The sequence below is a fragment of the Photobacterium malacitanum genome (genome assembly GCF_900185615.1).
Lineage (GTDB): Bacteria > Pseudomonadota > Gammaproteobacteria > Enterobacterales > Vibrionaceae > Photobacterium > Photobacterium malacitanum.
Genome location: NZ_FYAK01000002.1, coordinates 565,640 through 579,666 on the forward strand (window position 1 = coordinate 565,640; position 14,027 = coordinate 579,666).

Annotated in this window: 13 protein-coding genes; 8 read left to right on the forward strand and 5 right to left on the reverse strand. The window is 38.3% G+C overall.

Translation table 11 applies throughout. From position 1 onward, the window contains the following. Nucleotides 1-121: 121 nt before the first annotated feature. From yfcC to PMAL9190_RS07740, 4 genes are all read left to right on the forward strand, one after another. Nucleotides 122-1,570, forward strand: coding sequence for a putative basic amino acid antiporter YfcC (gene yfcC, locus PMAL9190_RS07725; protein ID WP_235004334.1), 1,449 nt, complete (start codon nt 122-124; stop codon nt 1,568-1,570). Between the two features lie 278 nt (nt 1,571-1,848). Next, the gene (locus PMAL9190_RS07730) at nt 1,849-2,445 is read left to right on the forward strand and encodes a LemA family protein (RefSeq protein WP_235004321.1); all 597 of its coding nucleotides are present in this window, start codon (nt 1,849-1,851) and stop codon (nt 2,443-2,445) included. Then, a complete protein-coding gene (locus PMAL9190_RS07735) occupies nt 2,446-3,207 on the forward strand; it encodes a TPM domain-containing protein (RefSeq protein WP_087844636.1) in 762 nt (253 codons plus the stop codon). It abuts the gene before it with no gap. After that, on the forward strand, nt 3,207-3,824 hold the full coding sequence (locus PMAL9190_RS07740; RefSeq protein ID WP_087844637.1) for a TPM domain-containing protein: 618 nt from the start codon (nt 3,207-3,209) through the stop codon (nt 3,822-3,824). Before PMAL9190_RS07735 ends, PMAL9190_RS07740 begins: the two co-directional genes overlap by 1 nt. Before the next feature lie 102 nt (nt 3,825-3,926). Here the strand turns inward: PMAL9190_RS07740 and PMAL9190_RS07745 are convergent, their stop codons facing one another. The 4 genes from PMAL9190_RS07745 to PMAL9190_RS07760 form a co-directional block, all read right to left on the reverse strand. Then, entirely contained in the window at nt 3,927-4,295 is a 369-nt protein-coding gene (locus tag PMAL9190_RS07745; RefSeq protein WP_087844638.1) for a DUF6404 family protein, read from the reverse strand. A gap of 412 nt (nt 4,296-4,707) precedes the next feature. After that, a complete protein-coding gene (locus PMAL9190_RS07750; protein ID WP_087844639.1) occupies nt 4,708-5,715 on the reverse strand; it encodes a transposase in 1,008 nt (335 codons plus the stop codon). 188 nt (nt 5,716-5,903) lie between these two features. Further along, entirely contained in the window at nt 5,904-7,529 is a 1,626-nt protein-coding gene (locus tag PMAL9190_RS07755; protein WP_087844640.1) for a sulfatase, read from the reverse strand. A 156-nt stretch (nt 7,530-7,685) separates the two neighbouring features. Beyond that, nucleotides 7,686-8,204, reverse strand: a complete 519-nt coding sequence (locus tag PMAL9190_RS07760; protein WP_087844641.1) for a hypothetical protein — start codon at nt 8,202-8,204, stop codon at nt 7,686-7,688. A gap of 386 nt (nt 8,205-8,590) precedes the next feature. On the opposite strand from PMAL9190_RS07760, the gene PMAL9190_RS07765 reads away from it, so the two are divergent. Then, nucleotides 8,591-10,696 (forward strand): S9 family peptidase, encoded by a 2,106-nt coding sequence (locus PMAL9190_RS07765; RefSeq protein ID WP_235004322.1) that lies wholly within the window; start codon nt 8,591-8,593, stop codon nt 10,694-10,696. 58 nt (nt 10,697-10,754) lie between these two features. Here the strand turns inward: PMAL9190_RS07765 and PMAL9190_RS07770 are convergent, their stop codons facing one another. Next, complete coding sequence (locus tag PMAL9190_RS07770) at nt 10,755-11,510, reverse strand: ZIP family metal transporter (RefSeq protein ID WP_065166926.1); 756 nt, start codon at nt 11,508-11,510, stop codon at nt 10,755-10,757. Between the two features lie 317 nt (nt 11,511-11,827). Here PMAL9190_RS07770 and PMAL9190_RS07775 point away from each other — a divergent pair, with 317 nt between their 5' ends. The 3 genes from PMAL9190_RS07775 (at nt 11,828) to PMAL9190_RS07785 (ending at nt 14,025) form a co-directional block, all read left to right on the forward strand. Next, nucleotides 11,828-12,070 (forward strand): hypothetical protein, encoded by a 243-nt coding sequence (locus tag PMAL9190_RS07775; RefSeq protein ID WP_087844643.1) that lies wholly within the window; start codon nt 11,828-11,830, stop codon nt 12,068-12,070. Nucleotides 12,071-12,217: 147 nt separating this feature from the next. Further along, complete coding sequence (locus PMAL9190_RS07780) at nt 12,218-12,532, forward strand: hypothetical protein (protein ID WP_235004323.1); 315 nt, start codon at nt 12,218-12,220, stop codon at nt 12,530-12,532. 344 nt (nt 12,533-12,876) lie between these two features. Beyond that, nucleotides 12,877-14,025, forward strand: coding sequence for a YadA-like family protein (locus PMAL9190_RS07785; protein ID WP_159458373.1), 1,149 nt, complete (start codon nt 12,877-12,879; stop codon nt 14,023-14,025). Nucleotides 14,026-14,027 lie beyond the last annotated feature (2 nt).

Sequence of the window (14,027 nt, forward strand, 5' to 3'; positions counted from 1 at the left end):
TATTTTATGCATACAATATCATTTTATAATGGATTATATTTTGCACAATTCAATTGATCACCCCGTCATTACTAACACCCAAAAGTCATGGCAAGTACCTGACACATTAATCATCATTTTTATGGTCGGTGTATTAGCGACCTTACTGACTTACTTAATTCCTGCGGGCAGCTTCTCTCAACAAACCGTCAGCTTTATCGCAGATGGGGTTGAAAAAACACGGACAGTTATCGATCCAGCCTCATTCACCTACGCAATAGATGCTAGTGGCGATAAAATTTATAACACCGTCGGTTTATTTAGCGCCGGTGGCGGCATAGGCTTAATGAACTTTATGTTTGAAGGCTTAGTCTCAGGCAGTAAATGGGGGTCTGCTGTTGGTGTAATTATGTTTATGCTAGTGATCGGCGGTGCATTTGGTGTCGTTATGCGTACTGGTGCCATCGATGCGGGTATTTTAGCGCTGATCCACAAAACTAAAGGCAGCGACTTTTTATTCATTCCCGTTTTATTTATCTTGTTTTCACTAGGTGGTGCTGTATTTGGTATGGGTGAGGAGGCGATTGCATTTGCGATCATTATCGCCCCTCTTATGCTGCGTCTTGGTTATGACGGTATTACCACGGTAATGGTAACTTATGTCGCAACTCAAGTCGGTTTTGCCTCTTCTTGGATGAACCCGTTTTCAGTTGCTATAGCGCAAGGTATTGCCGGTATTCCAGTGCTTTCTGGGATGGAATTGCGCTTACCAATGTGGGTCGGATTCACCTTAATAGGTATCATCTTTACCATGCGTTATGCAGCTAAAATCAAACGTAGCCCTGAATTATCCTATAGTTTTAAAACCGATCAATTCTTACGTCAAAAAACTGCGGATGTTCAGCAATCACAATGGCATATCGGCTATACATTAGTTATCGCAACTGTTGCTATTACAACAGGATGGGTGGTATGGGGCGTTGTCGCCCATGCATGGTATATTCCTGAAATAGCATCACAATTTTTCACTATGGGGTTTGTAGCTGGTATTATTGGTGTCATATTCAAACTCAATAATATGACCTTAAACGATATTGCGACCTCATTTAAAGAAGGCGCTGGCGTTATGTTAGCCCCCGCTTTGCTTGTTGGCTGCGCAAAAGGCGTATTATTGATTCTTGGTGATGGCTCCGCTGATGAACCTAGTGTGCTTAATAGCATTTTAAACAGTGCTGGCGGCGCAATCAGCGGCATTCCAGACATTGCTGCTGTATGGATTATGTATCTATTCCAATCAATATTTAACTTCTTTGTGACTTCAGGTTCAGGTCAAGCAGCACTTACTATGCCATTACTGGCACCTTTAGGTGATATTGCTGGTATTTCTCGTCAGGTGACGGTATTGGCCTTCCAATTAGGCGATGGTTTTACCAATATCGTTGTGCCAACATCTGCATCATTAATGGGGACATTAGGGGTTTGCCGTATTGATTGGGGTGACTGGATCCGCTTTAGCTGGCGTTTTATGTTATTACTGTTTATCACATCAAGCGTAATTGTAATTTGTGCTCATCTTGCTGGGTTTAATTAATAAAATAGCAACGACGGTGAAGACCAAATTCACGATTAAAAACAGCATCATACCCATGTTAATCTAACCATTAACATGGGTTATTTTTTATGTATCAACCATTCCCGTATAGAATTTAAAACCACTATCCTCGGCACTTTCACGATTAATTTTATTAAAAAATGACGCTTTAACATAAAATAGTCACAATTATAGATAATCATTTACCAACTATGATGAAATTTATGCTTTACTTGATTAATAATAATCACTTAAAAGCATAACACAGGAATTTTATAGTGAAGTATCTAAAATCAATTAAATATTTGTTTATAGCATTACTGCTAACTCAGTTAACGGGGTGTGGTATTAATACTATTCCCACTCTTGATGAACAAGTTAATGCTGACTGGGCACAAGTTCAAAATAACTACCAACGCCGTGCTGATTTGATCCCTAATCTCGTCGCCACCGTAAAAGGCTATGCCGAACACGAAAAAGATACTTTAACTGCCGTTACTGAAGCGCGAGCAAAAGTGTCTTCGATGCAAGTGACGCCAGAAACATTAAATAATCCAGAAGCCTTTAAAAAATTTGAAGCCGCTCAAGGTCAATTAAGCAGTGCGCTGTCTCGATTAATGGTTGTGTCTGAACGTTATCCTGATCTTAAAGCAAACCAACAATTTATTGCGCTTCAAGCACAATTAGAAGGCACAGAAAATCGCATTGCTGTTGCTCGTCGTGATTATATTAATGCAGTAAAAGCCTTTAATACTGAGATCCGTACTTTCCCTGGTCGTTTATGGCATTGGGCAATGTATAGCGATTTGAAAATTAAACCCAATTTCACCGCAACTACAGCCAATGCTGATGTTGCACCTAAGGTTGAGTTTTAAATGAAAAAAGTCCTTTTAGCATGTGGACTTTTATTGATCGTCAGCCAAAATGTTTTGGCTGCGATCACTTTTCCAGCCTTAACAGGAAGAGTGGTCGATGACGCCCATATGCTTAATCAAGCGCAAACACAACAACTCGATCAAATTCTGGCCGCAGAAGAAAAATCATCATCAAACCAAGTTGTCGTGGTCACAATCCCTTCAACCAACGGTATTCCTATTGCTGATTATGGCTACCAATTAGGTCGAGCATGGGGAATTGGTCAGAAGCAACATGACAATGGCGTGCTATTAATTATCGCTAAAAATGACAAAAAAATGCGCATTGAAGTCGGTTATGGCTTAGAAGGCGCACTACCTGATGCCATTGCGATCAATATTATTAACCATCAAATCAAACCTGCGTTCAAAGCGGGTAAATTTGCCACAGGTATTGATAATGGTGTCAACGCCATTATTGCTGCAATCCATGGTGAATATAAACCTGTCGCTACTGAAGATAAACCGCCATACGATTTCTATTTGTTCATTCTGTTTGTAGTGATCATTCAAATTATTGCCTTTAGTCGTCGACGCCGTAATCGTTCAACCTATTATGGCCGTGATGGTGATGTTTTCACCAGTGGTGGTTTTGGTTCGTCAAACCGTGGTGGCTCTAGTGGCTTCGGTGGCGGTTTTGGCGGCAATGGTGGTAACAGTGGTGGTGGTTTTAGTGGTGGCGGCGGTGGCTTTGGTGGCGGCGGTGCATCAGGAGGATGGTAATGAAATTATTTACAAACGAGCAGCTACAAACAATTAGTCAAACCATCAGTGATATGGAAAAAACCACCGACGCTGAGTTAATCACCGTAATGGCAACTAAAGCTGATGACTATTACTTTGTACCTACACTATGGGCAGCCATTATTGCGTTATTTGTTCCGGCTCTATTAACGATTACTCCGTTATGGTTAGAACTAACAGATATTTTATGGGTACAATTAAGCGCCTTTATTATTTTGACATTAATTTTTCGTCTTCCCGCGATCAAATACCGTTTATTACCTAAAGCTGTAAAACATCGTCGCGCAAGTCTTATTGCTCGAGAGCAGTTTTTAGCCAATGGTGTTCATCGCACTAAACAACATTTAGGTGTAATGATCTTTGTTTGTGAAGCCGAGCATTATGTTGAAATTCTGACAGATTATGGCATTAGTGAACGTATCAGCGATGAAGCATGGCAAAGCTTAGTGCGTGACTTTACCAAAGATGTTAAAGCAGGAAGAACCTTTGAAGGCTTTATTCAATGCTTACAACAATCAGGGAAGTTACTAACAAATGCCCTACCTTATACAGAAGAAAAAAATGAATTGCCTAATTGCTTAGTCGTGATTGATTAATCTATCTAGCAATCTATTATTAATATTCATTGTTGAAATAGCCGTTTGGTTATTTCAACAATTTATTTAACCCTATCAGTTACTCCCTCTACAGCGGAATATTTATCCATTGCATGATTCGTCAAAATGGTTATCTTGCAGCCATTGCTCCCAACTATCAATCTTTAACCTTGTTTGAGTTTTTGCGACATTCACCGCTAATATTGCTGCAGTAAACACCCCAAAAAATACACTCGCATATAGATAATAAACAGAAAACGCTTCAAATTGCCATATAATCAGCCACATCATAAATCCCCATGACAAAGATCCAAATACTGATTGTAAAACAAATAACTTCAACGGTGACTCAAATAAACGAGGCTTAGGATTTGCTTGAAATAAAATTAAATATGCCGGGTAAGGCTTTGTTAAGTATCTATTAACACCTTTTTTCTCTAAATATAATTGTATAAAATCGGCTCGCTTCATTATCTCTTCCTATATTATAAATAAAATAGATCACTGATTTAATGTAGAATTCAACAATAATAGTCGATCATTATTATGATGATATATAAACACTAACAACTGTTCATATTTATAATCGCGGGTTGCATCACATTCTTATTTTGGACAGCCATTTATTTCGCGGAATATTTTGGACAGCCATTTATTTCGTATTTCGGAACAACTTATTTTGGACAGCCATATTTATTAGTTATTGTATATAATATCTAATAAATAAATCATTCCACCAGCAACAAACTCTTCTACGATAAATATTACAGCTTATAATTGAAATCATTGAGTAAATCGGTTCAATTATCATATTTCAGGATCGACAACACCCACAATCCTAACAGCTATTGCAGTATTCTCATTCGATTATAAAAAACTGTCTCTAGCTAGGATGCAACTGATGACTTGCCGACTTTCCTTTACACCAATGTCCACCAGCATGCTGCTTGAAGGCACACATTCGGGACCATTTCCCACTGACATTAGCGTAACGTTCCATAAATTGTTCACTATGCTCAAGCCAAGCGTCTGGCGTTATTCCCAATTGTTGTAAAATCTTGGGTTGATTCGATGTTATAACACCTTGTTTATCTTCACGAATACAACGACCAGTCCAGTCTATAAGTTCAAGGTAGTCGGCAAAAGCAAAGTTTATTCCTGCCGTTTTAGCCTGATGCTCAGCACCAACAAAAGGTAATAATTGAAAGTGACCTCTATTTGATGGTAGTTGTTTAATAGCGGTTTTAGATTGCTGATATTCACGAATACGTTGCTGAATCGAGGTAAAATCTGATTGTTCTAGTGACGGTGTAACGCCAGCCCTGATTGGGTTTAAATCAACATACATCATGCACGATAGTAATGCTTTTTCATCTAATAGTGCTTGAGACTTAAATCGCCCTTCCCAAAACGCACCTTTACATTGGTCTTCTTTATTGGCTTTGCGTGCAATTTCCTCATTAAGACAGCGCATAAACCAGCTAATACTACCTAATCTTTGCTGCCATTCCGTGATTAAATTTGATAACGCCTGCTGTTTTTCAGCGCCTACTTGTCCTTCTTTTAAGAAATCGACCGCAATAGGATGACCATTAAATAACTGCAACCAGCGCGATATTACCGCTTTCGGTGTTAGCTTTTGTTGCTGCTCGGTATCTATTTTCAGTACCAAATGATAATGGTTACTCATCACCGCATAAGCACAAACATCGATACAAAAAACAGTGGCTAATTGTTTGATTTTATTTACTATCCAACCACGACGATGATGATAGTTTTTGCCATTATACGGATCGTCACCACATAAATACGCCCGCCGTACACAGCGATTAATAACATGGTAAAAAGGTGTAATTTGAGGCTCGATCAATTTGCGTCTTGAGATTGTCATTGGTTTCACCATAAGCAACTTGAAGCTTAATTGTAGTAGCTCATGCCTTATGTGCAAGGATATGGCTGTCCTTAATAAATCTTTTAATAAAAGATAAATTTAATAAAAGGTCCTCAAAAAGTTATGGCTGTCCCAAGATAAATAAAACCCACCGCGCCCGCAACGCAGTGGGTTTTCGATGATTAGAATTATTGTAAATACGCTGGAATGCCATTATTTTCAAATTTGGCGAGGATCTTGGTAATAAAATCACCGCCCTCATTATCAAAATCAGTCATACCAAACGGTAATGCGTCATTTTTTGGTAACCACTGTGCCATCTTGGTTTTAATCGCTTGATATTGTTTATCAGCCACTAAATTATGGTGTTCATCAGCATCTATGCTGCGATCATAGAGTTCTTCACCGCCATCGCGATAACGAATATAGGTATAACGCTGATCACGAATAGCATGACATTGATAACCATAAGTGGTGATAACGGGAATTTTACGATCAAAGTTTGGATTTCTAAGTAATGGCACCAATGAAACACCTTCATTAGTCGCGACTTTTGGTAAGCCGCACATTTCAACAAGAGTAGGAAAAACATCAAGTAAACTTACTGCTTGAGAGCAAATCTGCCCTTGTTTCTGCCCCGCTTCGCTGATTAATAACGGCACGCGTGTCGATTCACTCCACAAGGTTTGCTTACGGTAATTCATATGCTCACCAAAGTTCTGGCCGTGATCGCCCCAAAAGATTACTGTGGTGTTATTAGCATGTGGGCTGGCTTCTAAAGTATCAAGCAACTTACCTACCTGCGCATCAACAAAAGTAATACAGGCGAGATAAGCTTGAACGAGCTCTTTACGCATATTGATTTTTTCAACTGCAGCCGCATCACCATTTGGAATGATCCCCAATGCTAGCGCTTTACCATATATTGGAATATCAGCCATTTCTTTAGGGATTGTTTCAGGAACAATAACCTCATCAAGTGGGAATAAGTCAAAATACTCTTTTGGCGCGGTATAGGGTACATGAGGGCGAATAAAGCCGCATGCCATAAAAAACGGTTTGTCATAGGTCTTCTTTAACCGTTCTACGGCCCAATCTGCGAAATATTCATCTGGCATGACCCCACCATTAGGTATATCACGTCGTTCTAACGCGCCACTACACAAAGACATCCCCGGTGTGCCAGGACCGTAGTGTTCAGATTGGATAACTTGTCCACCACCGACAGGAAACGGATAATATTTATGATCATCTTTGCCATATGATCCATAGCCATAACCATTGGCAAAAATATGTGCATCACGAGGGCCTATAACATACAACGGCACTTCTTCATGCCACTGTTCTGCATGACGAAAATCCGCCGTACCATGGTGAGATATTTTCCCAGATGCCATGGTGTAATAACCGTTATTTTTAAAGTGTTGTGGTAAAACGGGAGAACTGCCTAACACGGACTCTGCAACAGGCGAAAACGGTTTGATGCCTAATTCTTTATTAGTGTATAGCCCCGTCGTGGTTGGACTCATTCCGGTTAATAAAGCCGTACGCGAAGGCCCACATACAGGCACTTGGCAATGCGCATTGGTAAACGCCGTTGAGCGATGAAACAAACGATCTATATTGGGTGTCTTTGCTTGTGGATGTGCCCCTAAAGCACCAATCCAATCATTAAGATCATCAATGGCAATAAACAGCACATTATCCTTTTTAGCTGCTATTGGCTGCCCCATCACCCCCATAGTGGTTAATGCTGCAGCTGATACCGATAGTGAGGCAGTGTAATGTATAAATGACCGTCTAGTAACTTTCATGTTCGTTCTTTTCTATTAAAATAAAAGTAAATGAAAGTATCTATGGTCTTTAAAAACAAACAATCATAAAATCCTAGAATCAACTGACCATCACAAATTTGATTGTAATCTTTTCTAATGTGAATGTGTGATAGCTATTATTTTATTTACTACTCATCAATCTATAAAATTATAGTTGTTATAAAATACCTCTAGGGTCTTATTTTGATAACGCTGAGCTAACTCTATAATGTCATCAAATTGCAGTTCATTGTTAGCGGTATAGCTTACAGTTACAGACTCTAATGGCATTGAGATCGCTTTATAATGCTGGCTGTTATACGTCACAACTGTCGATAAATGAATGACAATATTAGTATTAAAATATGCGGTCGCTAACTGCATTTTTTCACCATTAACAAGCTCACGATTGCCTTGATTAACATCATGTTGAAGTTTCATTATAAGTTGTTTAACGATGGTTGAGAGTGGTGAAGTGACGGTTAATAAAGTTGCTCCATCAGCTGTTATCGTTACAGTAGACAATAAATCCTGAGAGTAAACCTGTCCTAAATTCAATGCCTTATCATTAATATTTACCACATGTTGTGGGTATAGCATTGTATACAAATCTCTCGCGCCGATAAGTCCAGCTAAAACAAGCACACCTATAGCAATAACACTGCTTTTTTTCATTTTATTACAATCAGATAACTTATATTATTTTTCATCATAAATAATTCGTTGATCGTTTTTATGACAAAGATCACGTTTAATTGTGGTTTTTTATTCATTCTCACAATATAAAAAAACAAACATAATAACACTCAACTAAAACAATATAAATCAACCAGTTAGCCTTAATCTATCAATAGTGAAAACATCAATTACCATCCTAGCATTTTCCACCAATGATCATCGTTTACTTACGTTACTATTGACCACTTTGTTTTGTCGAATCAAGGATTGAAAAAACGCTTATTCGCCCCAAGATTATTATCATCAAAGCAAATAATATTGCTGTATCTATTGGTCTTACTGAGTGGTTTTATTCCATTCAGTTGCCACAAAAGGACAACACTGTGAACGACACAACATCAGCGACACCTCATGATGGCAACATCAAGCAAATCGTTATTGCACCGGTTGCTAAAAAGATCCCTCATGAGATGCGTATTCATAACGATACCCGTATTGATGATTATTATTGGATGAGAGATGACAGCCGAACTGATCCTGAGATCATCGCGCATCTTAATGCTGAAAATAGCTATACCGACGCAGTGATGGCGCACACCAAAGGGCTACAAAAAACATTATTTGATGAATTAAAAGGACGTATTGTTAAAGATGATAATACGGTTCCTGTAAAGCAAGGCAGCTATTATTATTCAAGCGAAGTATCAGGTGATAACGAGTACCCTATTTCTGTTCGTGCCACTGATTTTATAGGCACAAATAAGCAAGTATTACTCGATCTTAACCACCTCGCATCAAAGCATGACTACTATGATGTCTCTAGTTTAAGCGTTAGCCTTAATGAAAATTTATTGGCTTATGGAGAAGATACTGTTAGCCGTCGTATATACACGATTAAGATTAAAGATCTTACGACCGGTCAATATCTTGCTGATGAGATAACCGGCACCAGTGGCGCTGTCGCTTGGCAAAATGACAATCAAGCGTTTTACTATATCCATAAAGACCCTCAAACCTTATTAGGCTATCAAGTTTATCGTCACCGCTTAGGTACACCACAAGCAGACGATCAGCTCATTTTTGAAGAAACCGATCCAACTTTTTATACTTCAATCGGTAAAAGTAAAGATAATTCAATTATCTATATCTGGCATTCAAGCACCGAAACTAGCGCTGTCTCTGTTATTGATGCTAACGACGCCAATGCGCAAGCAATCTCGTTCTTAGATCGTGAAGTGGGTTTAGAATACAGTATTTCTAAACTAGATAACTGGTTCTATATTTTAACTAACTATGAAGCAGTTAACTTTCGTTTAATGAAAGTCGCAGCGAGTGATATTGGTAATAAAGATCATTGGCAAGATGTGATCCCAGCTCAAGAAGGAGCCATGCTGGAAGATTATGAGATATTTAATGATTATCTAGTCTATCAGCAGCGTGAAAATGGCTTAACTCGCGTAACAGTGCGTGATCTTCACACTCAACAACAGCAGCAATTACAGTTCAATGATGAGGCATTCACGCTTTATCTTTACGGTAATAAAGAAATCAATACTGACAAATTACGTCTGTATTACTCAAGCATGACCACCCCAGGTACTCACTATGATTTTAATTTAAGTGATGGCAGTAAAGTTGTATTAAAACAAACACAAGTTTTAGGTGATTTCGACGCCAACAATTATCGCTCTGAACGCATCATGGTGCCTGCTCGCGACGGTAAATTAGTTCCAGTATCATTAGTTTATCGTAAAGATTGCTTCAAAAAAGATGGTACTAATCCGTTGTATCAATATGGTTATGGTTCATACGGTGCCATTATCGATCCAAGCTTTTCATCAACCCGTTTAAGCTTATTAGATCGCGGTTTTGTATATGCGATTGCTCATATTCGTGGCTCTGAAATGTTGGGACGTCCATGGTATGACGACGGTAAAAAACTCACTAAGCAAAATACCTTTAATGACTTTATTGATGTGACACACTCGTTAGTCAAGCAGGGCTATGGCGCGAAAGACAAGATCTTTGCCGTTGGTGGATCTGCAGGCGGCCTATTAATGGGGGCAATCATCAACCAAGCACCTGAACTTTATTGTGGTGTCGCAGCACACGTGCCATTCGTTGATATCGTTACAACGATGCTGGATGAGTCTATTCCATTAACAACTAACGAGTATGATGAGTGGGGTAATCCAAACCATAAAGAATATTATGATTATATGTTGAGCTATTCACCCTACGATAATATTGCAGCGCATGACTACCCTCACCTATTGGTAACTACAGGATTACATGACTCACAAGTGCAGTATTTTGAGCCAATGAAATGGGTTGCCAAATTGCGTGATATTAAGACAAACGATAACCGTCTGTTATTTAAAGTTGATATGGAAGCAGGCCACGGCGGCGCATCAGGTCGCTTTAAGGCACTCCATGAAGATGCCTTAGAATATGCGTTCTTTATTGACTTGTTAGCTGAACAGAAATAATGCTAACGACATACAAATAAGTTAACCAATGGCGACTTGCTCAGTCGCCATTATTATTTTAAGTCCAGATAGCCACTACGGCCATTAATAGAAAGCCAACCACAACGAATGTGAAGTTTTTTAAATCACAGCATTTATCAACCATGGTAGATTGTTTTAAGCCATGTAGTGTGCCGAGATACAAAAATGTACCAGCAGCTAATGAGTAAAAAATAGGCTCTAATAATGGGTAACTGCTGGTGTATTCTAAAACACCCGATCCTAACGCAACCCCTAGCGGCAACATTAAAGTAAATAACCCAAACATTAATAAAGACTGGCGCAATGATAAACGACTTTTACTTAATTGAACCGCTAATGAGAAGCTTGCAGCCCATTTATGCGCTAAAATAGCGATCAGAATCATCACCATCATGGTAATAGAACCGCTTAATCCTAGTACTGTGCCTGCTAATAACGAATGAATAGATAAAATAATCATCGCTAAAATAGCAAATGCCGGACTATTACTATCACCATGCTCATCTAAACGACGACCTAAGTGTTCAAACCATAATAGAAGCAAAAAGACACAGCCAGCTAATACAAAAGCAATAGGATACTCGATACCATGATCTAAAAATGATGTTGAGGCATCACCCAGCATATGAATTAAACCTGCACCAAGAAAGACGCCCGACGCTAAGGCTTCTGCCGCAGGAGACTCTAAAGGTCGCGTCGTTTTAAATTTACGAAAAAACGGATACAAACCAGCAAGTACAGTAGTCACAAAAATAAGCACTACTGATAATATTTTAAATTCGTCGATATTCATGGTGTAGTCCGCATCGTTAAACAGCCAACTTTATAGCACTTACGCTGTTACTCTGCGAACGATTTGAACGTAAAACATTAATTCCATATTGCAATAATATTAATTTTCTACTGACTTTAATGTAATTAATGATAATCACCATAATATTCAAAAAACCACAAAACAAAAATAAACCAACAATATCAAAAGCTTATAGTTAAAATTATTTGCTTTTTTTATTTTACGATATAAAACCAACATGATAATCGCGCTTATTATAAAAAATGAACTACGATTAGTGAGTCCTGATATATCATAGAAAAATAGAGGCTTTTAATATGGCAACTCAAAAAACGAAAGAATCAACACATGAGACAATGGAACGCCATTACTCTGACGATGCCAAACATAAACATAATAAAGATCATCAACAATATCGTGATCACGAGCCATCACATGGACACCATATTCACGGTGGTGTTGGCGCAGCACATAAAGAAACTCATCACCATCACCATACCACTCATCATCACCACCACTATTATGGCCCAGTTACTATTATCAATAGTGATGAAGAATAACTACTCAATAATTTAATATAAGCATGTGGGTAGTTATATCTGCATGTTTATAATTGTATATTGATTGATTTATTTACTAACGAGAAATCTATTTTTATTTCATTTATAATATAGTTCCTTAATTCTCATTCTAAAACCGTTTATTCTATGAAACAATTTATTAATACATGCTTATTTTCACTATTATTAGTTGGATGTGTAACTGAGAGTATACGCGCGATTCCGACCAAAGTGAGTGTCAATGCCGGGTTAGGGTTTAATCCTTGTGGAAGTGAAGTTGAAGGTTATCACTTCGAGCCGAATGGCGTTATTTCGATATCTTGTCTCAATGGAAATATTTACTCGGTACGTGATCGACAACAATTAGAACAAATGAAACAAAAGGTTATTGAATGTCAAAAAAAAGGCTTTAATGATTATAGCGCCTGTTTATCCGACAAAAATAAACCAAAGAAAAAATAATAAAAACAAACACTAAACAAGCCTACCGATAGGAAATATAGCTATTTAGTTATATTACAATTAGACTCAATCATAGAATTTAGAGCTTTAGCTCTATCTTGTATAAATAACAACTCCATATTTTTTATCACATCAATAAAAACATTATATCAAGGTCAAAAAATAATCACTTTAAGCTTTCATTGATATCAATAATATATTTACATACTTATTTTCTATATTATTGGCGTCTTATTGATAATAATTATAGTTACTAAAAAAATGGTAAATATAATTCTATTTATAGCTCTAACCTTTTCATATGAAAGAAATAGTATTACTACTTATTTCATATGGAGCTAATCATGAATAGCTATCAAAAAACATGTGCTGTACTTGCAATGTTATCAACATCAACAATAACCTATGCATCACCTACCAATGCTCATAGCCCATCAAACCTTTTGTCTAATAACATTACTCTTGGCTATCAAGCAAAAACAGATTCAGGCAAAGATTCTGCAATTGCTATTGGTGCAGCCGCATCAAGTACAAATAACCAATCTATTGCAATCGGTACTAATGCACATGCTAACGACAACAGCGCTGCTGCTTTTGGTGCCGCCTCATCGGCAACAGGTATCCAAAGTACTGCAATAGGCTCTCGTGCTAAAACTTATGGTCATGCTGCGTCTGCATTTGGATCTGGTGCAACTGCAAATAGTTACCGTTCTATTGCGATAGGATCAGAGTCCAAGGCAACAGGCTCTAATGCCATTGCGATGGGAGATCGCTCGATAACAAAGGGGGATAATGCTATTGCGATCGGCCGTGCTGCGACAGCAAATGCAACTACCATTGCTTTGGGTGATCATGCTCAAGCAACAGGTAAAAACTCGATTGCTATTGGTAATGGCTCGCAATCAAACGATGGTCAAGTTTCTTTTGGTAATACCAAGGTTCAGCGTCGTTTAGAGCATGTTGCAAATGGCAAAGCGAATACTGATGCCGTTAATATGGGTCAATTACATCAACAAATGACTCAAAGCCATATTTATACTCAGCAACAAAAAAATAACGCTATCATAGAAGCAAAACAATATCTGGATAAACAACAACAAATTGCGGTTACGGAAACGAAACACTATGTTGCACAACAAAACATCGCAACCTTAAACAATGCTAAGACATATACCGATCAACAAGCTGTTACAACATTATCAGCGGCAAATCAGTACACAGATCAAAAAGTAAACCTGCTGACTCATCGTATTGAAAAAGTACATAACCAAGCCAATGCCGGTATTGCCAGTGCGATGGCTATGAGTTCGATTCCAATGCGACAAGGTTATCATTACACGATAGGTATGGGTGCAGCAAACTATGGCAACCAATCTGCAATGGCTATTGGAGGCAAATTTGATGTTGGCCAACATAGCATTGTGACTTTAGCGGCTTCTGATGATAGCCAACACAATGCCGGTATTGCGGCTGGTTTTGGTTTCGGTTTTTAAGC